The sequence below is a fragment of the Vibrio coralliirubri genome (assembly GCF_024347375.1).
Taxonomy (GTDB): domain Bacteria; phylum Pseudomonadota; class Gammaproteobacteria; order Enterobacterales; family Vibrionaceae; genus Vibrio; species Vibrio coralliirubri.
In genome coordinates this window covers 1,914,201-1,936,436 of sequence record NZ_AP025470.1, presented here as the reverse complement: position 1 = coordinate 1,936,436, position 22,236 = coordinate 1,914,201, and the positions used below count along the sequence as shown (strand labels likewise).

The 22,236-nt window shown below is 44.0% G+C and carries 22 protein-coding genes; 14 read left to right on the top strand and 8 right to left on the bottom strand.

The genetic code is table 11. From position 1 onward, the window contains the following. The first annotated feature begins 44 nt into the window (after positions 1 to 44). Both OCV20_RS08865 and OCV20_RS08860 read left to right on the top strand, forming a co-directional pair. Positions 45 to 965 carry an IS5 family transposase gene (locus OCV20_RS08865; protein WP_086773621.1) on the top strand — a complete coding sequence of 307 codons (921 nt, stop codon included), beginning with the start codon at positions 45 to 47 and terminating at the stop codon, positions 963 to 965. Between the two features lie 17 nt (positions 966 to 982). Further along, on the top strand, positions 983 to 1,153 hold the full coding sequence (locus tag OCV20_RS08860) for a TonB-dependent receptor (RefSeq protein ID WP_261881398.1): 171 nt from the start codon (positions 983 to 985) through the stop codon (positions 1,151 to 1,153). A gap of 129 nt (positions 1,154 to 1,282) precedes the next feature. Here OCV20_RS08860 and OCV20_RS08855 read toward each other — a convergent pair whose 3' ends face one another. After that, complete coding sequence (locus OCV20_RS08855) at positions 1,283 to 2,026, bottom strand: class I SAM-dependent DNA methyltransferase (protein WP_029235856.1); 744 nt, start codon at positions 2,024 to 2,026, stop codon at positions 1,283 to 1,285. Positions 2,027 to 2,238: 212 nt separating this feature from the next. Next, positions 2,239 to 3,534: a sensor domain-containing diguanylate cyclase gene (locus OCV20_RS08850; RefSeq protein ID WP_086775526.1), complete on the bottom strand. Its 1,296-nt coding sequence runs from the start codon at positions 3,532 to 3,534 to the stop codon at positions 2,239 to 2,241. Positions 3,535 to 3,809: 275 nt separating this feature from the next. Between OCV20_RS08850 and OCV20_RS08845 the strand changes: the two genes are divergently transcribed. The 8 genes from OCV20_RS08845 (at position 3,810) to OCV20_RS08810 (ending at position 13,441) form a co-directional block, all read left to right on the top strand. Beyond that, the gene (locus OCV20_RS08845) at positions 3,810 to 4,334 is read left to right on the top strand and encodes a GNAT family N-acetyltransferase (protein WP_086775525.1); all 525 of its coding nucleotides are present in this window, start codon (positions 3,810 to 3,812) and stop codon (positions 4,332 to 4,334) included. A 14-nt stretch (positions 4,335 to 4,348) separates the two neighbouring features. Further along, complete coding sequence (locus OCV20_RS08840; RefSeq protein WP_050650006.1) at positions 4,349 to 4,945, top strand: LysE/ArgO family amino acid transporter; 597 nt, start codon at positions 4,349 to 4,351, stop codon at positions 4,943 to 4,945. Between the two features lie 187 nt (positions 4,946 to 5,132). Next, the gene (locus tag OCV20_RS08835) at positions 5,133 to 5,789 is read left to right on the top strand and encodes a glutathione S-transferase family protein (RefSeq protein WP_086775524.1); all 657 of its coding nucleotides are present in this window, start codon (positions 5,133 to 5,135) and stop codon (positions 5,787 to 5,789) included. 508 nt (positions 5,790 to 6,297) lie between these two features. Continuing rightward, positions 6,298 to 6,867, top strand: coding sequence for a porin family protein (locus tag OCV20_RS08830; RefSeq protein WP_086775523.1), 570 nt, complete (start codon positions 6,298 to 6,300; stop codon positions 6,865 to 6,867). A gap of 213 nt (positions 6,868 to 7,080) precedes the next feature. Continuing rightward, a complete protein-coding gene (gene sbcD / locus OCV20_RS08825; protein ID WP_086775522.1) occupies positions 7,081 to 8,334 on the top strand; it encodes an exonuclease subunit SbcD in 1,254 nt (417 codons plus the stop codon). Positions 8,335 to 8,339: 5 nt separating this feature from the next. Continuing rightward, complete coding sequence (locus OCV20_RS08820) at positions 8,340 to 12,056, top strand: AAA family ATPase (protein WP_086775521.1); 3,717 nt, start codon at positions 8,340 to 8,342, stop codon at positions 12,054 to 12,056. A gap of 203 nt (positions 12,057 to 12,259) precedes the next feature. Next, complete coding sequence (locus tag OCV20_RS08815; RefSeq protein ID WP_086775520.1) at positions 12,260 to 12,409, top strand: DUF2256 domain-containing protein; 150 nt, start codon at positions 12,260 to 12,262, stop codon at positions 12,407 to 12,409. Positions 12,410 to 12,556: 147 nt separating this feature from the next. After that, a complete protein-coding gene (locus OCV20_RS08810) occupies positions 12,557 to 13,441 on the top strand; it encodes a PA4780 family RIO1-like protein kinase (RefSeq protein WP_081231109.1) in 885 nt (294 codons plus the stop codon). Positions 13,442 to 13,587: 146 nt separating this feature from the next. Here OCV20_RS08810 and OCV20_RS08805 read toward each other — a convergent pair whose 3' ends face one another. From OCV20_RS08805 to OCV20_RS08790, 4 genes are all read right to left on the bottom strand, one after another. Beyond that, the gene (locus OCV20_RS08805; protein WP_086775519.1) at positions 13,588 to 14,328 is read right to left on the bottom strand and encodes an SDR family oxidoreductase; all 741 of its coding nucleotides are present in this window, start codon (positions 14,326 to 14,328) and stop codon (positions 13,588 to 13,590) included. After that, positions 14,328 to 15,899 (bottom strand): cryptochrome/photolyase family protein, encoded by a 1,572-nt coding sequence (locus OCV20_RS08800; protein ID WP_086775518.1) that lies wholly within the window; start codon positions 15,897 to 15,899, stop codon positions 14,328 to 14,330. Before OCV20_RS08800 ends, OCV20_RS08805 begins: the two co-directional genes overlap by 1 nt. Continuing rightward, entirely contained in the window at positions 15,896 to 17,272 is a 1,377-nt protein-coding gene (locus tag OCV20_RS08795; protein WP_086775517.1) for a DASH family cryptochrome, read from the bottom strand. The genes OCV20_RS08800 and OCV20_RS08795 overlap by 4 nt, the downstream gene beginning before the upstream one ends. A gap of 193 nt (positions 17,273 to 17,465) precedes the next feature. Beyond that, positions 17,466 to 17,888 carry a universal stress protein gene (locus OCV20_RS08790; protein ID WP_048617171.1) on the bottom strand — a complete coding sequence of 141 codons (423 nt, stop codon included), beginning with the start codon at positions 17,886 to 17,888 and terminating at the stop codon, positions 17,466 to 17,468. A 235-nt stretch (positions 17,889 to 18,123) separates the two neighbouring features. Between OCV20_RS08790 and OCV20_RS08785 the strand changes: the two genes are divergently transcribed. The 4 genes from OCV20_RS08785 to OCV20_RS08770 all read left to right on the top strand — a co-directional run bounded on the left by OCV20_RS08785 (position 18,124) and on the right by OCV20_RS08770 (position 20,410). Beyond that, positions 18,124 to 19,254: a PcfJ domain-containing protein gene (locus OCV20_RS08785; RefSeq protein ID WP_086775515.1), complete on the top strand. Its 1,131-nt coding sequence runs from the start codon at positions 18,124 to 18,126 to the stop codon at positions 19,252 to 19,254. Positions 19,255 to 19,277: 23 nt separating this feature from the next. Further along, positions 19,278 to 19,412 (top strand): hypothetical protein, encoded by a 135-nt coding sequence (locus tag OCV20_RS08780; RefSeq protein ID WP_017059202.1) that lies wholly within the window; start codon positions 19,278 to 19,280, stop codon positions 19,410 to 19,412. Between the two features lie 67 nt (positions 19,413 to 19,479). Continuing rightward, positions 19,480 to 19,914 carry a GNAT family N-acetyltransferase gene (locus OCV20_RS08775; RefSeq protein ID WP_086775514.1) on the top strand — a complete coding sequence of 145 codons (435 nt, stop codon included), beginning with the start codon at positions 19,480 to 19,482 and terminating at the stop codon, positions 19,912 to 19,914. Positions 19,915 to 20,155: 241 nt separating this feature from the next. Continuing rightward, positions 20,156 to 20,410 carry a DUF3297 family protein gene (locus OCV20_RS08770; RefSeq protein ID WP_017059204.1) on the top strand — a complete coding sequence of 85 codons (255 nt, stop codon included), beginning with the start codon at positions 20,156 to 20,158 and terminating at the stop codon, positions 20,408 to 20,410. 145 nt (positions 20,411 to 20,555) lie between these two features. Here OCV20_RS08770 and OCV20_RS08765 read toward each other — a convergent pair whose 3' ends face one another. Both OCV20_RS08765 and OCV20_RS08760 read right to left on the bottom strand, forming a co-directional pair. Next, positions 20,556 to 21,056, bottom strand: a complete 501-nt coding sequence (locus OCV20_RS08765; protein WP_048611975.1) for a hypothetical protein — start codon at positions 21,054 to 21,056, stop codon at positions 20,556 to 20,558. Between the two features lie 176 nt (positions 21,057 to 21,232). Continuing rightward, entirely contained in the window at positions 21,233 to 21,943 is a 711-nt protein-coding gene (locus OCV20_RS08760; RefSeq protein ID WP_086775513.1) for a membrane lipoprotein lipid attachment site-containing protein, read from the bottom strand. Positions 21,944 to 22,236 lie beyond the last annotated feature (293 nt).

Below are 22,236 nucleotides of genomic sequence, written 5' to 3'. Positions count from 1 at the left end.
AACCTACGATCTGATCAGCTACCTCCACTCTATCTCGTAGTCCTATGCCTAAGCCTCGTTATAAAACAACCAACTGGAAGCAATACAACCGATCACTCATTAACCGTGGTTCTCTGACTTTTTGGATTGATGAAGAAGCAATAAGCGGATGGGCGCAAAGCAAACAGAATAAGCGCGGTAGGCCGCGTCGGTTCAGTGATTTAGCTATCACGACAGCACTCATGGTCAAACGAGTTTTTTCTATGCCATTGAGAGCGCTGCAAGGATTTATCGACTCGATATTTAGGTTAGCCCATGTACCGTTAAGTTGTCCGCATTACACCTGCATCAGTCGTAGAGCCAAGCAAGTTGAGGTTTCATTTAAGACTAAAACGAGAGGAGCGATACAGCACCTAGCCATTGATGCTACTGGCCTTAAGGTTTATGGCGAAGGTGAATGGAAAGTCAAAAAACATGGGACGGATGGCAAGCGTAGAGTCTGGCGAAAGCTGCATATTGCAGTCGATACCAACACTCATGAGATCATTGCCGCCGAGCTAAGTTTATCGACGGTTACAGATGGAGAAGTACTCCCGAACTTACTGAAACAAACACGCCGAAGTATCCTTGAGGTGTCTGGTGATGGCGCTTACGACACGAGAGCGTGTCACGCTGCTATTAAGATTAAGGGAGCTATTGCGCTTATTCCCCCAAGAGAAGGGGCTGCCTTCTGGGAGCGTGGTCACCCTCGAAATTTCGCCGTGGGTTGCCAGAAATTATACGACTCAAATAAGTATTGGAAAGAGCGGTATGGATACCACAAACGTTCACTCTCAGAAACAGCGATGTATCGAGTTAAACAGTTGCTAGGAGGGAAACTGAGCTTAAGAAATTACAATGCCCAGGTGGGTGAAACTTACGCGATGATAAAAGCGTTGAACAAGCTTACTGGGTTAGGTATGCCTGAAACTTGTCGTATTGACTAAGAAACAAGCGAAACGGGTTGGCTCTATCTCTAAATTTAATTACGCAACAAAGCCACGTGAATGATTCAGTACGACTGCGTGCAGGTATTTCGAACCTAACGGACGAGTCAGTATCTGAAGAACTAGAATATCTAGGTTATGTTGAAGAGCCACGTACTTACTACGTAGGTATGACAGCTGACTTCTAATCTAGAGTTCAGTAACTGATAGCTTGATACAAAAGAACCCACACTGGCTGATGCTCTATAAGGAGAACGGCGAGTGTGGGTTCTTTTTTGATCTATAGATTTGGTTTAATTTGCCGTTTATCTATTAATCTAGATTTTGACACATGTGATCAGTGCATTACCGGACTGAGTATCCCAAGGAATCAGCTTGTCGTAATCGTGCTCGAAGATATTAACCTCGAAGTAGGGCTTCAATATCTCGATTAACTCTTTAAACGAGAATGCCACCATTGGGTGTTCATCATTCCACACTTGAGTTTCACCAGCAGTCGTCTTTTCGATACTAAGCTTTAGCGCTTGCTTATCACCCTGACCAGAGTAATACCAACCAGAACGGAACGTGAAATCGTCTTTGTCTTGGTTTGTTGTGTGTCTAACAAACAGGTCGTTACTGATCTTGTCTTTATCAACCACGTTAAAACAGAAAATACCTTCTGGCTTCAACGCGCGATGCACACTTTCAATACACTCTTTAAGCTTCTCAAGGCCATCGTTGTAATGGATGGAATACAGGAAGCAAGTGATAAGATCGAGTGGTTCCGTGACCTCAAAGTTACTCATGTTTTGTACTGAGAACTTGGCTTCCGGGCAGCGAACTTCAGCGATGTCTAACATCGGCTTGTTAAGATCTAGGCCACCGCTTTGGTAACCAAAATCAATAAAATGACGAACGTGTGGGCCAGTGCCACAAGCTAAATCGAGGTGTGTTTTTCCTTCATTTCCAAAGATTTGATGGAGTCTACGTACGCAGTTACTTTGCGCTTGGTAGTCAATATCTACACACATTAAATCATAGTAACCGGATAGGTCGGTATAGAGTGCGTTGGCGGACATATTTGCCTGCAGCATAAGCTGAAAAATTAGGGTGGCGCATCATATACCGAAATTGGAAAATCGCAATCAAATATCGTTCAATATAGGCGCTTTAATTCTTGGTCGCTGTACTTTCATTATCTGTTGGCTGGCTTCAATTCGTCAGGTTAACCGGCTTATTTGACGCATGTTTGAAATACCTCTGGATCACGAAAGAGAGTAAAGATCTGGGATTAAGAAAGAGCTTCCTGGCAAACCACATCATCATTGATAGAGACCTGGTTTTTCCCACTTGTCTTTGAACGATAAAGTGCATCATCAGTCACCCGAATTAGCGTGTTAATGTTGTTGGGTGAGTGACATATACATCGGTTGGTGATGCCAATACTGACGCTCGATGTAAATTGACGGCGATTGAATCCAACAAAAGTATGCCTATTAAAAGCACGGCAGATACGTTCGCCTATGACTTGGGTATGCTCAGGTTTCGCGTTGGGAATGAACACAATAAACTCTTCTCCGCCCCAACGTCCAACTACGCCATTGAGTAATTCAACGTGAGTTTTAATGGAGTCGGCTAGGTGTTTAATGACAGCATCACCAACACTGTGACCAAACTGATCGTTTATTAATTTAAAGTCATCAATATCAATCAGCATACAAGACATTTCTATTTGCTGATTCACTGGCTTCTTTATCCAATCATAAATGGCGCGACGATTGAGTACCTGCGTTAAGTCATCATGCATAGCGCGGTGCAGCAACTCTTTTTCTAACAAGACCTTGTCTGTGACTTCTTCGAGAATCACTTGAATGGCGTCTTCACCTTCCCAGTTAATCACGTTGTCATAAATATTGAAGTATTTATAGCTGCCATCAAAGCAATGGTTGGATACTACAGAGCTGAAGTTGGGTGTATTGCCATTGAGAATGCTCTCGCACCGCCGGATGGCATTTGAATGCTGTTCTTCAGGAATGATTGAAATGATTGAGTCCATCGCAAGTACTTGCTCGATAGATTCGGCACCTTGTTGCTCAACCCAAGCTTGATTAACCATCAAAGATTTGAAGTTTCGGTGGATCAAAATACCTTGTTTCGATGTACTGAGTAATTTTCGATACATGAGATCTGTTTCGTGGCGTTTACGCTGCGCCTCTAACATTGATGTGATGTCAATGACGTGTACTTCAAGTGCAGGTTTGTTATTCAGTTCAATGACATGTGATAAACAAAATATGGAGATATTGCGACCATTAGCTGGAATGTCCGTGTACAATTTTCCTTTGTTAAACTTGCCTTTTATTGCCTCTAGGTAGCGTTTTTTGGCTAGATTTTGGTAATTGTCAGGAACTAAGGCATACACAAATTCAACATTGTGTAATAACTCCTCGCGGTTTCGATAACCAAAGATTTGAGCGATTTCGTTGTCGACATCAATAATTCGATGGTTTTGAAGTGTCATTCGCCCTTGTGCCGAGTCGAAGTTTTGGCAGGGCATAGTGGTGGTTAGATCTAGTTGAATACTCATATCGGCCTGACTACTTATTCGTTAACTGAAACAGGTGTTGCTCCCTCGCTGCTGCGACCTACGGGCTTTGTGGCACGCTTTTATGACGAGACTAGATAGGAAAAATATGGTATCTAGGTAAACCCAGTGTGACATTTATAATTTTATGATTAATCGGTAATTTTACTGATTCAAACCGAGTTCTTGAAAAGGAAACAATTCACGAAAGTAGGGCTGTTGATTAAAGCCAAATCATTCAAGCTAAATAAGCGAACTAAACAAGGAGAGTTGAGACAATGACATCAGCAATAAATGCACAGGATCCAATGGAAAATGGAACAGCGTTGGAAAGCAGTACTTCAATAGAAATTAAGCTGGATGACTTATCGGGTGGGGAAGTCATTGAATTGCTCGAAGAGCATCTTGCCGATATGTACGCAACTTCGCCAGCTGAAAGCGTCCATGCACTGGATCTAGATGGGCTCAAGTCACCAGAAATTACCTTTTTCAGTGCTTGGAAAGACAGCCAACTGCTTGGGTGTGTCGCCATTAAAGAGCTGAATACCCAACACGCTGAACTCAAATCAATGAGAACCTCGCAGTTTGCTCGAAAGTCAGGTGTTGCGAGCCAGCTTTTACAACACGTATTGGATACCGCAGCCATTCGCCAGTATCAAACAATCAGCTTAGAGACAGGTTCAGAAGACTACTTTAAGGCCGCACGTAACCTGTATGAAAAGTTTGGCTTCGGATACTGTGAACCCTTTGCTGATTATGTGTTGGACCCGCACAGCCAGTTTATGAGTATTGAGTTGCGTTAAGAGGCTAGCTTTAGATGTCGACTTACTTCGCAGGTTTCTCCCTTGGCCTTTCGTTGATTCTTGCGATTGGTTCTCAAAATGCGTTTGTTTTAAAGCAAGGGCTTAAGAACCAACACGTATTGGCAGTTTGCGCTGTATGTGCCATTTCTGATGCCTTACTGATTAGCTTTGGCGTGACGGGCTTTGGCGCAATTGTTAAGCAGTTCCCACAAATTGAACAGTTCGCCCGTTATGGCGGTGCTATCTTTTTGGGTGTCTATTCATTCTTAAGCTTCCGTTCAGCATTTACTGAAAACCACGCCTTAGAAGCCACTGCAGAAACCAAAGACTCGCTAACTAAAGCGATTGCGATGTGTTTGGCGTTTACTTGGCTTAATCCGCATGTGTATTTGGATACTGTGGTATTGCTGGGTTCTATCTCAACTCAATATCAACCTAACCAAATGTTGTTTGGCGCTGGTGCCGTATCGGCGTCGTTTGTGTTCTTCTTCTCACTTGGATATGGCGCTCGCTTCTTGGCTCCAATGTTTAAGAACCCGAGATCGTGGAAGGTGTTGGAATTTGTCGTTGGCGTGATCATGGCATCTATTGCAATATCTTTGATCGTCTAGCTGCGCGTAATTAGGCATTCAAGCGCACTGTCGAAAGTGACTGCTTAAAGTTCCTATCTAAAGTGATTGCCTTTAATTATCTCCGCATTTAATTATTTCCAAAAAAGCAGAATTATTTTTCGTCTTTCGGTTTTGGCGTTCGTCTTAGGGGTACAAATATAAATCAATGACCTAATTCGGAGTCACCATGATTAAACTTGTTAGCTTTAAAAACTGCCCATTCGTTCAACGTGTAATGGGTGCTTTGGTAATGAAAAATGTCCCATTTGAAATTGAATACATTGAACTAAATAATAAACCTCAATGGTTCCTAGATATTTCGCCAAACGGACAAGTGCCAGTCTTGATTACAGAAAATGAAACGGTTCTTTTTGAGTCAGATGCAATTGTTGAATACCTAGATGATAAATATGCGCCGATAGAAGAGGTGTCTGCCGAGCAAAAAGCACTAGATCGCGCTTGGTCTTATCAGGCAAGCAAACATTACATGCCGCAATGTGGAACGATGGGCAGTCAAGATAAAGAAACCTTTGAGGCGCGTTTAGCGAACCTTAAAAAATCCTTCCAAAAGGCCGAAAATAAATTGGGTGACAGCGACTTCTTTAAAGGCGATTACATATCTAACGTCGACATCGCTTGGCTACCACTGTTGCACCGAGCGTCAGTAATCAAAGAGGGCTCAGGCTTTGATATGCTTGAAGGCTTCCCGAAAGTACAGAAGTGGCAAGCGGCGCTGATTGAATCTGGCTTGACCGATAAAACCGTCCCTGCGGACTTTATTGAGAAGTTCAGCGGTTTCTATTTAACGAATAACTACTTGGCTAGTCTTGCTGACGCTCGTTAATAACATGAATTAAATTGAAATATATTTTAATGGCAGACCGTTCTAAATAAGCACTCTCCAAAAATAAAACTCATTCTTCTCTTTATATCTGTTATTGGATAAAGAGAGAAACCGGGTGAGTTTTTATATTTAGGCATGAAGATTCAGGTTGTTTTTGAGATCGGATGAAAATTCAATTGGCTCGATAACAATCTGATTATAATAAGTTTAATGTTGATGATGCTCCTGTTTACTATCAGGTTTATTAGTATTTTAGTATTCGTTACGCCTCAGGAAATACAACCGTCTCATAAATAAGACTTGACTAAATATCTATGATTGTTCGTTTGATGACCTAAAAATCTTGTGATACTTTCTCATTCACTCCACAAATGAACAGTGTTTTATTATTCATTTGGAGTTGCTTATTTAATTTATTTTAAACAGTAACGCAACAGGTGAAATAGTGTCGGATACTATTGGCTGTTGGTCAACGTTGCTGTAGGACAGACAAAAAAAGGGTATTTTCATGCTTAAATCATCATTTCTATTGGGCCTAGTTGGCTTAGTTTCACTTCCTACATTTGCTGCTGGTATTGAGGGTGGTCCATACATTGGCGCAGGCCTTGGTGTTTATCAAGACTCAGACACTGACGGCGCAGGTAGTCTAGATGCTGAAAGCATGGGGTACAGCCTTTATGGTGGCTATCAGTTTAACCGCATTGTAGGTATCGAACTTGGTTATACGGATTATGCTGACTATGAATCATTTGGTACTAAGGTGTTTTCACCAACATCGCTTTCTGTTGCAGCAAACCTCGGCTACACCTTCGATAACTCGATTCGTCCCTTTGTAACCGCAGGCCTTAGCTACGTTGATCTAAACTCTAAGGGCTCTAGTTACATTGATGATGATTCTGGTGCAGGCTTCCATTTTGGTATCGGTGTTGAATACACGCCAGTAGAAAACCTAACCTTACGTTTGATCTCACAAGCAGATGCAGTAAATATCGAATTCTTCGGCCCGAATGGTAATAGATTGGCAAGCCGTGATGTAGCGTTTAGCACAGTAACTCTGGGCGCTTCGTACAATTTTTAATGACCTCTGTGAAATAGCTTAAAGCTAAAGTTATGGACACCTAAAACCGCTCTAACGTTGAGCGGTTTTTTTATGTCAAAAATAACGATTGCTCACGCTATGGGCGGAGTTGGTCCAAAGCCTGAAATTAGTTGGTTTTCACAAGCTTATAAAAGGGAATTATCTCGACTATTTTGGTAGATTAAAGGTATTACAGACTTCCAGTGAGCAGCAATGAAGATTCTTCACACGTCCGATTGGCACCTTGGCCAAAACTTCTACAATAAAAGCCGTAAGAATGAACATGAACGGTTTTTACAATGGTTACTTGAGCAAGTTACAGAGCACGACATCGACGCGATCATTGTTGCTGGCGACATTTTCGATACCAGTACACCGCCGAGTTACGCTCGTGAGATGTATAACAAGTTTGTGGTCGATTCGAATAAGATCGGCTGTCAATTGGTGTTATTAGGTGGAAATCACGATTCAGTCTCTGTGCTTAAAGAGACACAACAGTTGCTCAAATACATGGGTGCAGACGTGATTCCGAACACCAATGAAGATCATGCGACTCAGGTTGTTGAACTAAAAGGCAAGAGCGGCGATGTAGAAGCGCTGGTTTGTGCCATTCCTTTTATTCGTCCTCGCGATGTGTTGACCAGTCAGGCGGGTGTCACCGGCGTTGAGCGCCAAAAACAACTCGGCGATGCAATCAAACAGCATTATCAAAGTGTTTATGATGCGGCGGTTGCTAAGCGCGCGACGTTTGCAAACAGCGAGCACATGCCGATCATTGCCACTGGTCACTTAACGGCGATGGGTGTTCAACAATCCGATTCGGTACGCGACATTTATGTCGGCAACCTTGATGGTTTTGCCGCTGATGGCTTCCCAGACGCAGATTATATTGCACTTGGTCATATCCACCGCCCACAAGTGGTGGCAAAGCGTGAATACATTCGTTATTCAGGCTCTCCAATCCCACTAAGCTTTGATGAACTTAAGTCTCAGAAACAAGTGTGTGTTGTTGAGTTTGTTGAAGGTGAGCGCACCATTTCTCAATTGCCTGTTCCTACATTCCAACCTCTAGCTGAAATCAAAGGCGACTTGAGCGAGATCGAATCTCAGCTGAACCAATACATAGGTTTAGATAGCGACCAAAGCGTGTGGTTATCGATAGAAGTGCAAGCGCAAGATTACTTATCGGATCTTCAAGAACGCATGCGCGCACTGACCGAAGGTTTGAATGTGGAAGTACTTCAACTGCGCCGTGCAAGAGAGCGTCGCAATCAAGCATTAGAGCAAGAGTCGGCAGAAACCTTATCTGAACTGAGCCCGATGGACGTGTTTAGCAAGCGTATTGCCTTAGAAGAGTTTGAAACCGATTCTGAAAAAGCGCGTTTAGAGCGAATGACGGTGAAGTTTAAACAAGTGATGGTTGAAGTGTCCGAGAGCGCTCAAACACCAAACAAAGTAGAAGAGTAACCAGTATGAAGATTTTAAGCCTAGAATTTGAAAACCTGAACTCTTTGAAAGGACGTTGGAAGCTCGATTTTACCCAATCACCGTTTGCGGAAAATGGTCTGTTCGCGATTACTGGCCCAACAGGGGCGGGTAAAACCACCATTCTTGATGCGATTTGTTTGGCATTGTTCCACCGCACGCCGCGCTTAAAGAGCATTGCTAAAGGCAACAACGAATTAATGACGCGTGGCACGGGTGAGTGTTTTGCTGAACTGGAATTTGAAGTGCAGGGCAAAACGTACCGTTCTAACTTCCATCAAAAGCGAGCGCGTGGAAAACACGATGGCGCATTACAAACACCAACGTGCGAATTTTCGGATGCGGACACCGACAAAGTCTTAGAGACCATGCTGACCAAGAAAACCAAGTTGGTGGAGCAGGTAACAGGTCTCGATTTTTCACGCTTCACTAAATCCATCATGTTGTCTCAGGGTGAGTTTGCGGCGTTCTTAAATGCCAATGCTAACGATCGAGCAGAGCTACTTGAAGAGCTGACGGGAACCGAAGTTTATAGCCTGATTTCAGAGCGCATCTACGATCATTTTAAGTCGAGTGAAGAGTCGCTTAATCACCTTAAAGCGAAAGCTGAAGGGGTGAGCTTACTGTCTGAAGAGCAAATCCAAGACCTGACCGCAGAGCGTGAAACGCTAGAAGCCGAGCAGAAGCGTTTAGCCGAGCAATTAAAAGAGTGGCAAGCGCATCTAAGCTGGTGGAAAGACGTGACCAAAGCTGAGCAAACTATAGCGAGCAGTGAGCTCGATCTTAAAACAGCTCAAGATGAACTAGACCGTAATCAACCTTCATTAGAGCGCTTGGCAAACAGTGAGCCGGCTGAAAAGCTGCGCCCAATGCACAAAGATTTAAAGCGTTGCGAACAAGAGGTGAACACTACTCAAGCTCACCTAGATAACAGCACCAAGTTACTTGCCGTTCGTGATGCAGAGAAGCAAGACGCGCAAACTAAACTGACTCAAAGCAGTGCGATTGTCGAACAGGTAAAAAGTGAGCAACAAGATCAAGAGAAGATCATCGATCTTGTCCGTCCGCTCGATAACCAAATTGCCGTACTCAAAGATAAGCAAACTGCGGCCGTTAATGCAGCGAATACGCTAAACGAGCAACATACGCAGCAGCGCAATCAACAGATTGTTTTAGTCCAAAAAACAGATGCACTGAAGCAACAAGATCAACTCAGCACTGAGTACCTAAATACGCATCAAACTGACCAACATCTGGAAAAATACCTAGGTCAATGGCAAGCAAAGGTCGAGCAAGTTCGTACTCTAGAGCGTCAGCATTCAGAACAGTTGAACTCAGCGAAGCAAGCTTTGTCTGCGGTTGATGCTCAGCAAACGATCATCAAATCTGCGCAAGAAGCTAAAGCAACGCAAGATAAAACTTTAGCTGAGTTGGTTTTGGTAGAGAGTAGTGCAAAGCAACAGTGGGAAGCATTGCAAGGCAACACCAGCGAGCAAGTATTGAATGCGCAAAAAGATCTGTTGGAGTTTTGGAATCGCAATACGCACTCATTACTCGAGATCAATCGTGGTTTCCTAAATGCCCAGCAACAGCTGCACGCAAAAACTCAAACGCATCAAACCAACACTCAGTTGGTCGAGAAGCTTTCGAAAGAGCGTGAAGTGCTGGTTGAGAGATATAAAGAGAAAGAGACTTCACTTGAGCGATTAACGCGTTTGATTGATCAAGAAGGCGAATTGGCGAAATACCGTGTAGCTATAGAATCTGGATCTGAATGCCCACTGTGTGGTTCAACAGACCATGCGATTGAACAGTCGCAAGATATTGCAAATTTGGTTGCTCAAAAAGATAGGGAAAACCTAGAGCTAACGGCTATCAAAAAAGAAGGCCAAGAGCATCGTCAGCAATTAGATTCTCTTGCCCCTATGATTGCAGCGCTTAACGATGACATTCAACGTGCGCAAGCGGATATTCAACAAGCTCAACTGAATTGGCAAGGTGTTGTCGGCAAGCTTCAACAGAACTTATCCGATTTCGTTGGCACTGCTCCTGAATTGGCGCTGCTAACGATTAACGATTTAGGCAATGAAGCCACAGTCGCGACCTTTGCTCAGCAGTGTGAACTTCAACTAAGTCAGAGCGCGCAGCAACTCAAAGCGTTGGCTGATGCTAAAGCGCATTACGCTGAAGCTGAGAAACAACGCCTGTCTATAAGTGTTATGGCTGACAAGGCGCAATCTAATCTCGAGTTGGCCGAGCAACGTTTAGCGGATCTTAATAAGCAAAACCAAGTCGCAAACGAACAAGTGGCTCAGATAGCCCAATCGAAAGAGCAGCAATGGACCTCTTTGAAAGAGAGCATTGTTCAAACTTCTATCGAAGCGCCTGAACTTGAACATATCGATGATTGGTTTACGGCGAAATCGCAAGCATCAAGCACATGGCAGCAAACCAAACAGCAACAGGCCGATATTGAGAAGCAACTGATTACTCAAAATGCCGAATTGAAAACCTTAGACGACAAGCTAAGCAGCGTTGAGAAAGAGATCGCGACACTGACGCAACAGAGTGAGTCTTTAGTGTCAGAACTCACTCGTGTAACGGCTGAAAGAACAGAGTTGTTTGGTGACAAAGATATTCAAGCCACCAGCAATGCGATGAAGCAAAAGGTCACTGACGCGGTAAATGCATTTGATGCCGCGCAGTTGGTGCTTAACCGTTGTGAACTTGAACATCGAACTGAGCAAACCAAACACACTGGTTTCTCGGACGAGTTAGTCAGTAAGCAATCCAGCTACACACAAGCGTCGAATGCTTGGTTAGAAGCACTGAAAGCTAGCCCATTCGAAGATGAGGCTAATTTTGAAGCGGCGTTGTTGGATGAAGAGGTTAGAACTCAACTTCAAAGCCTGAAGAAGTCTTTAGACGAAGCGATTGTCAGTGCGAAAGCAAGGTTGAACACCGCCAAAACGACACAGGTGGAGCTACAAAACCACGAAAATGCGAAAGCATGGCAAGAGCAAAACCAGCAGCAAGTTGAAGAAGCGACGACTGAGTGTCAAAACGCACAACAAAGCCATGCAACCAAGATCGGCGCGATTTCTGCCAATCTTGAAACGGATAGCCAGAACCGCAGTAATCAGCAAGATCTGTTCAAACAGATCGACGAGCAACAAGTCGAGTTTGATGATATCTCACGTCTGAACTCACTTATCGGTTCTAAGAACGGCGATAAATTCCGTAAGTTTGCCCAAGGTTTAACGTTGGAAAACTTGGTGTACCTTGCGAACAAGCAGCTACAGCGTTTGCATGGTCGTTACGAGCTAAAACGTAAAGCCGATGATGGTTTAGAACTGCAAGTGCTCGACACATGGCAGGGCGATGTGATGCGTGATACTAAGACTTTGTCCGGCGGCGAAAGCTTCTTAGTGAGCTTGGCGTTGGCATTAGCGCTTTCTGATCTTGTGAGCTACAAAACCAGTATTGATTCTCTGTTCTTAGATGAAGGTTTCGGTACGCTGGATAGTGACAGATTGGACATTGCTCTAAACGCGCTGGATAACTTGAATGCATCAGGCAAGATGATTGGTGTGATTAGCCACGTTGAAGCACTGAAAGAGCGAGTACCCGTTCAGCTTAAAGTGACAAAACACTCTGGTTTAGGTGTGAGTGAGATGGAGAAGCAGTACAAGGTTGTCGCTTAGGTTCTAGCTATATTCCACCAGTGCAGAAATAGAAACAGAGCTAGATGAAGCAGATCCCCGACTCAGTCGTTCCTCCTTCTCGAGGATGACGGGGTCGGGAGTTGTCATCAGTCACTACGCCGTCACTCCTTAAAGTCAGGAACGAGCGTAATAGGGAATCTCTAGTAAACGAACGAAGTGGACTCATCAAGAAGGAAACGGCCATGCACAAAAAGATTCATTTACCGACCAAGACATGTCCTGTTTGCCAAAAGCCTTTCGCATGGCGTAAAAAGTGGCAGCGCTGTTGGGCTGACGTGATCTACTGTTCTGAACGTTGTCGTCGTAATAAATCTGAGTCTTCATACTCTTGAACAGATCAGCACATTCCTCATGATCTAAAGCCCTTAACTCCAATATTTCCTTCCTTTGCCATCATTTTGATGATCCTTTAATCGTTTCGTCATTCATTTCTCAAGTTAATATTTCTATCTGTAAGATAAGTGATGTATAAAGGCGGCATGAAGATACCTAAAAGAATACAGCCTTTAGTTGACGATGGTTTAGTCGACGAGGTGACAAGCCAACTCATGAGTGGCAAAGAAGCATCGGTGTACATTGTGCGCTGCGGCGATACCATCCGTTGTGCCAAGGTATATAAGGAAATAAGCCAACGCAGCTTCAAGAAAGCGACCGCGTATCGTGAAGGCCGAAAAGTCCGAAATAGCCGCCGTGCTCGAGCGATGGAAAAAGGCTCTGGCTTTGGTCGAGAGCAACAAGAAAAGGTTTGGCAGAGTGCTGAAGTGGATGCCTTATATAAACTGGCAGAAGCGGGTGTTCGTGTGCCTGTCCCTTACGGTTGCTTTGATGGCGTGCTGCTTATGGAATTGGTCACTGACGATGATGGTTACGTTGCACCACGTTTGAACGATGTGGTGATGTCAGCAGAGCAAGCGATCGAAGACCACGCTGTGATGATGACCTACGTAGTTAAAATGCTGTGTGTTGGTTTGATCCATGGTGACTTGTCTGAGTTCAATGTATTGGTGGATGAGTACGGCCCAGTAATTATCGATCTACCTCAAGCGGTTGATGCTTCGGCGAACAACAACGCTGAGTGGATGCTGGCTCGTGATATCAATAACATCCGTGATTATTACGCTCAGTTTGCTCCTGAATTGGCAAAAACCGAGTATGCCAAGGAAATGTGGGCGCTGTACGAGAAAGGCGACTTGAAGCCAGACAGCAAGCTAACGGGTGAGTTTACGGAAACGGACGACTTGGCTGATATCGAAGCCATCATGCAAGAGATAGACGCTGCGCGAATTGAAGAACAACACCGACGCGAGCGAGCTAAAGAAGAGAAAGAAGGTGTCGACGATAGTAAGTTCAATTGGGCTGAGTAATCGTGATGATCAGTTTTGATCTTTAGCTAGATATCAACCAAACGCCTTATAAAACAGAGGCGCTCTTTCAAAAAATAACCCAATAGAGCCTTAACTCTGTTGGGTTTTCTTTTTTAGCACTAATGAAAGATGGCCACTGGTATTAACTACCAATTTAACTGCTCGCCATCGTAAGCGTAGAAGTGCCCACTTTTGTCTGGTGTCGCAGTCCGAATGATATCGACTAATTGATGGGCGACATAGCTAGATTCGAACAACTTGCCTTGAGGGACATTGGTCTGAAAAGGTTTCGATAGAGCCGTGTCTGTTGTGCCCGGATGCAGTGCTAACACAGTGCCTTTCTTAATGGTGCGTTGCCATTCGATCGACATGGTTTTGATGAACATGTTGAGGGCTGCTTTCGATGAGCGATAGCTATACCAACCGCCTAATCTGTTGTCTGAAATGCTACCTACCTTTGCGGATACCACAGCAAATTTTGGATTGTCACTCGTTCTAAGAATCGGCGTGAAGTGCTTTGCCAATAACAAGCTGGGTAGGGTATTCACAGAGATGTTTTTCAGAAAAAACTCAGGGTCGATAGACGACAAGTTCTTTTCCGGCCCAAGGTCTGGAGTGTGGAGCATACCCACGCAGTTGATCAACCAATCAAGTTGGTCAAACTCAGAGCTCAAACGTTTGATATCAGCTTCGTTGGTCGCGTCGACTTTGTGCCAAGTCAAGCGATTGTTTTCTAGTTCCGGCTGTTGAGAGTGGTAAGTCGCGTCTACATGCACATCAAGAAAATCAAACCGAGAGAGCTCAGATAATAGGTGTTTAACCACAGCGAAACCAATACCGCCGCTCCCACCGACCACCAATATGTGTAATCTGAGTTGCTCCACCATTATAAGTTCTCCAAGTTTGTGATTCGTTGTTCAGCGGTATCGAGAATCGCTTGTTGTGATTGCTCGTCCATATTGTCCCAAGAGCGATATAACATGCCCATGCGTGGGTTACGGTTTAATGCATCGCGGTGCAGGTTCATAAAGCGCCAATACAAGCTATTGAAAGGGCAAGATTGCTCGCCGCTGCGTTCTTTTATCTTGTAGTGACAGCCTTTGCAGTAGTCACTCATGCGGTTGATATAAGAACCGCTGGCAGAGTATGGTTTGGTTCCGACGATCCCGCCATCCGCAAACAGTGCCATACCTCGCGTATTTGGCATTTCAACCCACTCAATCGCGTCGACGTAAATACCGAGGTACCAACTGTCGACTTGGTCAGGGTCTATGCCTGTGATTAAACAGAAGTTGCCAGTGATCATTAACCTTTGGATATGGTGCGCGTAAGCAAACTCAAGAGACTGGTCAATCGCATGCTTCATGCAGTTCATCTTGGTCTGTCCGTCCCAAAAGTAATGGGGCAGGTTGTTGTTTGCTGAGTAATGATTTTTGTTGGCGTAAGCAGGCATATTCGCCCAATAGACAGCGCGTATGTACTCACGCCACCCCAGTATTTGGCGTACAAACCCTTCGACCTGTGCAATGTCGATGCTTGGTTTATTTGAAGAACTGTCTCGATGACTGGATGCTTGGTAGGCCGACAGTGCTGCATCAATCACTTCTTTAGGACTCAGCAGTTTACTGTTCAAAGAAAACGAAATACGGCTATGATACAAGCTCCATTTAGAGTCGTGCTCTGTAGTCATCGCATCTTGAAACTGTCCAAATAACGGTAAGCAGACTTGGCAGAAATGAGCGAGCAGAGACAAGCTTTGTGCGCGGTTTACAGGCCATAATAATTGGCTACCTACTTGACCAATGGTTTGGACTTGGTGGCGCTCGATACGCTGTAAAATGCCTGTTATGTCATTGGTAAACATCAGCGGCTGAGGCAGGTTTTCGATGTCTTGTTTCTTGAGTTTCTTTCGATTGTTCGCGTCGTAATTCCATTTTCCGCCAACGGGCTTTCCGTCTTCTAGCAAAATGTCGAAACGCTTTCTCATTCGGCGATAGAAGTGTTCCATCATGATGTGTTTGTCTTTCGGAAACTGTTGTTCGATCTCTTTGAATGGAAAGAGGAAGTGTTCCGTATCACAACAACCTTTGGTCGCATTGGTCAGCTTGAGCTTGTTCATCTGCTCTAAAAGGCGATATTCATCTGGCCTTTGATATTCGAATTTCACTGCGCCGAATTCATGTACATAGTGCTTTAGAAGTGTATCTAGGTTTTCAAATTGCGTTGTGTCGTCAAGAGTTAGGTGGAGTACTTGATGGCCTTGTTCTTTGAGTTCGTCAGCGAAGTAACCCATCGCACAGAAAAACGCGGCCACTTTTTGAACGTGAGAGGCAACATAATCCGTTTCTTGTTTGAGCTCAGCAATGATGTAAATAACGTCATCGTTAACTTGTTGAAACCATGAATGCTCAATGTTTAATTGGTCTCCTAATACAAGTCGTACCGTTTGAAAATTCATAATGCGTCCTGGTTGATGAGGTTTGTTGAGACTGCGTTACCGCCAGCCCATTGATTGATGAAGGCATGGTCTGGGTCGTACATTTCAGTCTGCTTGGCCAAATCAAAATGGCGTGATTTAGGTTGTGATTGGTTTTTAGTTTGCTCGTTGTGGGCGGGTTTATTGAGAGCCCCAGCGATATACGCCCAATTTCCCCAGTTAGATGCCACGTCATAGTCGACAAGCTGGCTTTCAAAATAGGCTGCGCCGTGTCGCCAGTCGACGCCCAACTCGTAAATCAAACAGCTTGCGGCTAACTGCCTTCCGCGATTGGACATGTAGCCAGTCGCATTAAGTTGGCGCATGCATGCATCGACAATCTGGTAGTTGGTGTTACCGCTCTTCCATTTGGCAAAATTAAGGCTTGCCGATTGTTTGCTATTTTCTGCTGTAACGGGATTTGTAGATGAGCCCGTAAATAGAAATGCCTTCAACGACATGCTCTTCCAATAAAAATACTCTCGCCACAACAGCTCGAAATAAATCCAGTAAGTTGAATCATTGGAACCATGATGCGACTCAAATCGCGTGAGGTGTCTGCAGATTGTTTTTGGTGAGACACAACCTAATGCGAGCCACGGTGAAAATTTGGTCGAGTTCTCGATGCCATCCAAAGCATTTCTTGTCTGTTTATAGCGGCTCGCGTAATCGTGTAAGAAGTAGTGGTCAAGATGTACTAATCCCGATGTTTCACCGCCTTTGAAGCTTTGCTCGCTCGCCAAATCACTCGTCCCAAAAAGGGATGCTTTTGAGTGACAGTGTGACGTTTCTGTTAGGTCTGGTGCTGGTGGTAACGTCGTTATGTTCAAACTTTGTGTATCGACAGACAAGTGTTCGATGAGTTTTCTGAACTTGGTAAACGAGCGGGGTAACTTGTCTAACGTAAAAGGGAAGTCATTGAGCTCAAACAGAGTCGAGTTATGAGTTTGAATCGCAGTTAAGTTTGCGCAGTCAGTCAACGTTGATTGCACTAGCTGTTGCTCGTCATAGCCACAATGAGCATTTGCAAACAAGTGAGTGACGTTTAGAGCAGAGATAATCTCGTTGAGCGAGTCTTTAACGTTATCTCTTTTGTCTTGGTCTTGTGTAAGGACGATGAGTGATTGTTTTAGGTTGCTCAGGTTAGCCTTAAGATCGCTAATCGACTGTGAAATGAAAGCTATGCGGTGAGCGCCATATTGTTGTTCTTGGGCGAACAGTGCTGAGTAGTGAGACAGAATCGGTTCAACGACGACACAAACGAGCTCATCGACGATTTGGCTTGCTTGGTAAAGTAGCGCATTGTCGTTGATTCTTAAGTCGTTTGTAAAAAGATACAGGCCAATCTTTTTCATTACTTCCACTCGGCGATTTGTTAATTATTAGACGCTTACGAGTTGATAAGCTGACAAGATCACAAATGACTACTCTAAGTGGGTAATAGCAGATTTCGGTCAGGATGAGGGTGTTGAAGAGGGTATCAAGCCAACCAATAATACCGGTAGAGGTTGGCAATGCAGGCTAGTTTTGAGTGTCGAACTGCAGCTTCTATTCCATAGGAACAACGAGAATATCGATAGGGGAAGTATCGATGATCTGTTTAGAATGGGAGATGAGCTTATGCCAAAAATCATGGTGATGGCCACACAGCAATAGGTCAACGCCATTTGCTTCGATGGCATTTTTGAGCTTGTCGTTCAAGTCACCGGTTCCCACGAAAATGTGCTTGATTGGGTGCTTGGCGTACGCCTCAAACTCTCTTAAATGCTTAACGGCATCTTCATTGATGGGTAAATCACCGTCATTTCCTTGAATATCAACGAGTTCTGGGTAAATTTCTCCATGCGTACCATCGATATAAACAAATGAAATGTCAGCCTCCAGTTTATCAGCGAAGAAGGTCGCTCTATCAATGAGAATCTTGGTGTCGTCAGACAGTTCAAGTGCGACCAGAATATGTCGGTAGTCCATAATTAAAGCCTCTTGTTGTGAGTTATGTAACAAGCATAGTTTCTGTTTGCGCAAATGATATCGAAGAGGTCTCATATTGCGTAAAATCATCATTCAATGTTCTTCTAAGCACTATCGTATTTATATCGCTTTGATTGATAAGAAATTTACAAAAGGTTGATATAGTGGTTGAAGCGCTAGCTTATGCTGTTAGATAGGCTTGATAGATCAATGCGCCAATAACGAAGAGGCATCAATGACAGCACTACTAACCATTCCCACTCGAACATTAGGTTTCGACTACGATATTGAGATCCGAGACTGGTCTCAAAAGCTTGTCGGCTTTCATGTGTTTGAAGATGGTAGACGACCGCTTGATGGGGGCATTGGGCTGAGCCTCAACCTTGTTGAACAGTTTGACGTGAATGGTCGTTGGTTAGACTCATTGCCTGCGCGTTATCGGGAAATCACCGACGACTTTCCAGAGTACCAATACCAGATGCTGTGGCTTGCTGCGAATACCTATGAAGCCGCACAATTGCTTGAATTAAGGCCTGTTATTTTGGCTCTCATCTGCATGAAATACAGTGTCGATAATCAGAAAGCATTGGCACTGAGTCGCTTAGGGCAGAAGAAGATCCTTGCTAAGTTGGGTTTAGACAGCAGCAAGGCGACACTCAAATTCATCGACAAGCTAGAGCTTCATTACAATGTTGGTGATGAACTCGACCACATTGTTCGTATTCTCGAACCGCTGCAAAGACGAGTTCTTAAATTCAAGCATTACTCAAAAGTTGGATACACAGCCCTGCGTTTGGACCAAGTTCATCCATTTCTAACTGGTAGCCGATTAGGGATTGCAATGGTGGAAGAGGGCAGACTTAATGCACCGTCGAAAATGGCGATGTTCCAAGATACGATATTGCTAGGCCAAGATTTGGAGATGGATGATCCACTGCGCGCGATTACCAGTCAGAACTCTTTTGCGATGTTTGAACAACTTCATGACCGCTGGACGGAGCAACGCCAATTACGACGCTTGGAGGGTAATCGCCCAATGGATAAAGACATCCCTTATCCCGTTCCTTTGCTCGGCAATGACAACATTCATCCGCTCACTGATTATTACGATCTTGAACACGAAGGCATAGAGCAGAAGCACTGTATTGGTGTGTATCACAACCGAATCATGAGCGATCGTTATGTGGTGTTCCGCATGCACAAACCTCAGCGTTTAACCATAGGTTTACGTCGCGTTCCGAGCAAAGCCTTTCCGTTTGAAATCGACCAAATCTGCGGAAAACGAAATGCACCGCCGTCGGAATCCGCTCGCCAAGTGATTCACGACTGGTTAGAAGCGAGTAAGCAAAAGTATCCTAAGCAATAGCCATGAAGTAGAAGGAATACAGGATGTTTCAACAAGGCGATCTATGCCCGCATTGTGGTTTGATTATTGTTATGCCTACAGATCTACAAGGTGAATGTCTAGGATGCGGCGAAGAAATTAATCAAGACCCAGCAGACGATTACGACGAAGAAGAGTAGCTTTACCTACACTTAGATTAAACAAGGCTAGGATAGCCGAATTACACCCTTTCAAAGGACGGAAAAAATGCAGAAAGTAATCTTTAGAAATTGCGATGAAAGCTCGCCTTATTGGCATGAGTTAGAGGGCTTATTTCAAAGCGAATGGTCTGATTTCAAGTTTAAAGATACCTATAAAGAATACGTACAACTCCCTCCAGTAATAACCGTACTTCGCGATAATGTGGTCATTGGTGGCTTGGCGTATTCCTATTTTCAAGAACCTCACCAAGTGCGTGATGTGGTGTGGATCAACGCCGTGTTTGTCGCCCCTCAATGGCGCGGTCAAGGCATTGCCAGTGAATTGATTAATCGTGGTGTCAGACAGGTTTCTTCTGCAGTGCAAACTCAACTCTACGCATACACCAATATCATGGGACTCTACCAAGGTCTAGGTTGGTCAGTTGTCGATATCGAATCAGAACCGAACCATAAAGTGATGAGTATTGAGCTTAATCGATAAGCTCGGAATAAAAGCCTGATATTAGGTTATCTGCCGTTCGAGTAATGAAGCTCTCCCTTTATCTACAACGCATAACTCTGTTAAATTATCGTTGGAACTCATGTCGATATCGCCTTTAAATCAAACAACTAGCTGTTGATTAAAACGATCAAGACGATTTATTGCAGCAGTTGTTGAGCACAAAGCCTATATTGTCTAGAATGACGCACTTTTTTTATTTACGTACATACAGGTAATGAACATGAGCGATACTAATTCAAGACCAGCTTTACCAGATCATCTTGCAGGTAACCCACGCAGCCCACACCACGTTGCTGAGTGTTTCGAATACCCAATCGGCATTCGTCTAAATGGTAAAGAGCGTACTGATGTTGAAGAATACTGCATCAGCGAAGGTTGGGTTAAGATCCCTTCTCCAAAAGCGCTAGATCGTTTTGGTCAGCCAATGCTTATTACTCTAAAAGGCACTGTAGAAGCTTTTTACATCGACGCATAATCACGTTGTGTGGCTAGCTAATACTTCGAGTAATTAGCTAAGGTTTGCCTAATTAGCCAACATAAAGCCACCAAGCGTTATTACCTAAAAGGGTCTAGAGAAATCTAGACCCTTTTTGTTTTTCAAATCTACTGGGCTATTACCTTTACCAAGCGATACCTGCTCCAATTGAGAACTCCAAGTCTTCACCTTCTGCTTTATCGAAACCTGCGGTCACAACAAAGCCACTGTCCATGATGTAGGTTGCATCTAAGCCACCAACTTGTTTGGTTGAGCTGTCAGAGAACTCACGGCTATCTAAAGTGACGTCCGTGTGGGTACGCTTAATCCCGTAACCTGGGGTGATGTACAAGTTTTCGGTGATACCAATAGGGGCGTGAAACTGATATTCGTTGTCGCGTTGTTTGTATTCGTACGAGTCTTCATCTTCGTTATAAGCTGACCGGGTAAACTCAATACCATAACCTATGCTTCCCGGGCCGCGATATTTGATGTAAGAAGCAGACCAATCTCTCCACCCACGTTCAGCCGATAGACCAAATGTAATCGCAGTTTCTTCTTGGTTTTGTTCATAGGCTTGTGCGTTAGACATAGTGAACAGCAAGACAGCGGCTAATGTCAGAAGGGGAAGCTTTTTGATGGTCATTGGATCTCTCGCTTATGTATACAAAATATCGGCCAATTAAAAGTATTGAATGCCAGTAAATTAGTAACCTAGTCCGGATCTTCCTTGAGCTTTTTAGTTATGTATTCTTGGTGGTGCTTGAGCGGCATCCTCTTGGATTTGAGGATGCCTTTTTGATATGGGATTGGTGATAAGTATTACTTCAACGTACGTAGCTTATTAACCTGCATTTTTGCTCGCACTTTGGTGGCTTGTGCTTGCGACGGCAAATTGTCTTTAACTTTGTTTTTAATGTCAGCGACAGGGATGAAGTTCCACTGACCGTCGTGATACTTAACAACGAATGTTTGACGCTCAATCTCTTCACGGAACACCCAAACACCATCGTCGAGGCGCTTAAAGTCACCAACTACATTGTCGTTAGTGTCTCTAACTGTCCAAAAGGTATGTTCAGTATCAAGATAAGACTTCTGCTCACCTGAGATCATCTTGTCACCAGAGCTAATCTCCACATAGTCTTCACGAACAATAATTTCACCGACAGTCTTGTCATCTACGTAGATGCTGTATAGCGTTTCGTGATCATCAGAACGTTGTTTTACGGCGCTTATATGAGCTTCACCTGTGTCTTTATTAAAAAATGGTACATCACCGAGATCTGGAATATAAACAAAGCCTAAATCTGCTTGAGCGACTTTGTCTTTAAGAGTCGGAGCATCATTGCCATAGTTCGGATCTGGATTCTCATAACCGCCATCGTTATCTGAATCGTCTAGTCCAAAACCTGGGTCAATATTTTCGAAACCGTAATCACCATCAAATTGAGGTTGTGCCGGTTCAGAACCACCGCCAGATGAACAACCTGCTAAAACAGCAGTAAGAACGAGTGCGATAAGTGATTTGTTCATGATATTTCCTAACGTTTGTTGAATTCGTAAGATGCTCACTGACTAACCTCACTACTAGGTGACGGGTATACGCCTCGTGTATAGACATTGCTGCATCGCTTGAGATGTACAATAAACAACCTTGGTAATTCGATAAATAAACGGAAAGAAATACAAAACATCACCATTGGCTATGTATTGCTAGTTATACGCATTGCTTGTGGCGATGTGCGACTTATCTATTCACATTAATTGGGCGCAAAGAGGTTGGTTCTGTTTACAATTGTTTAACTTAATTGCATATCCTTGTTTTA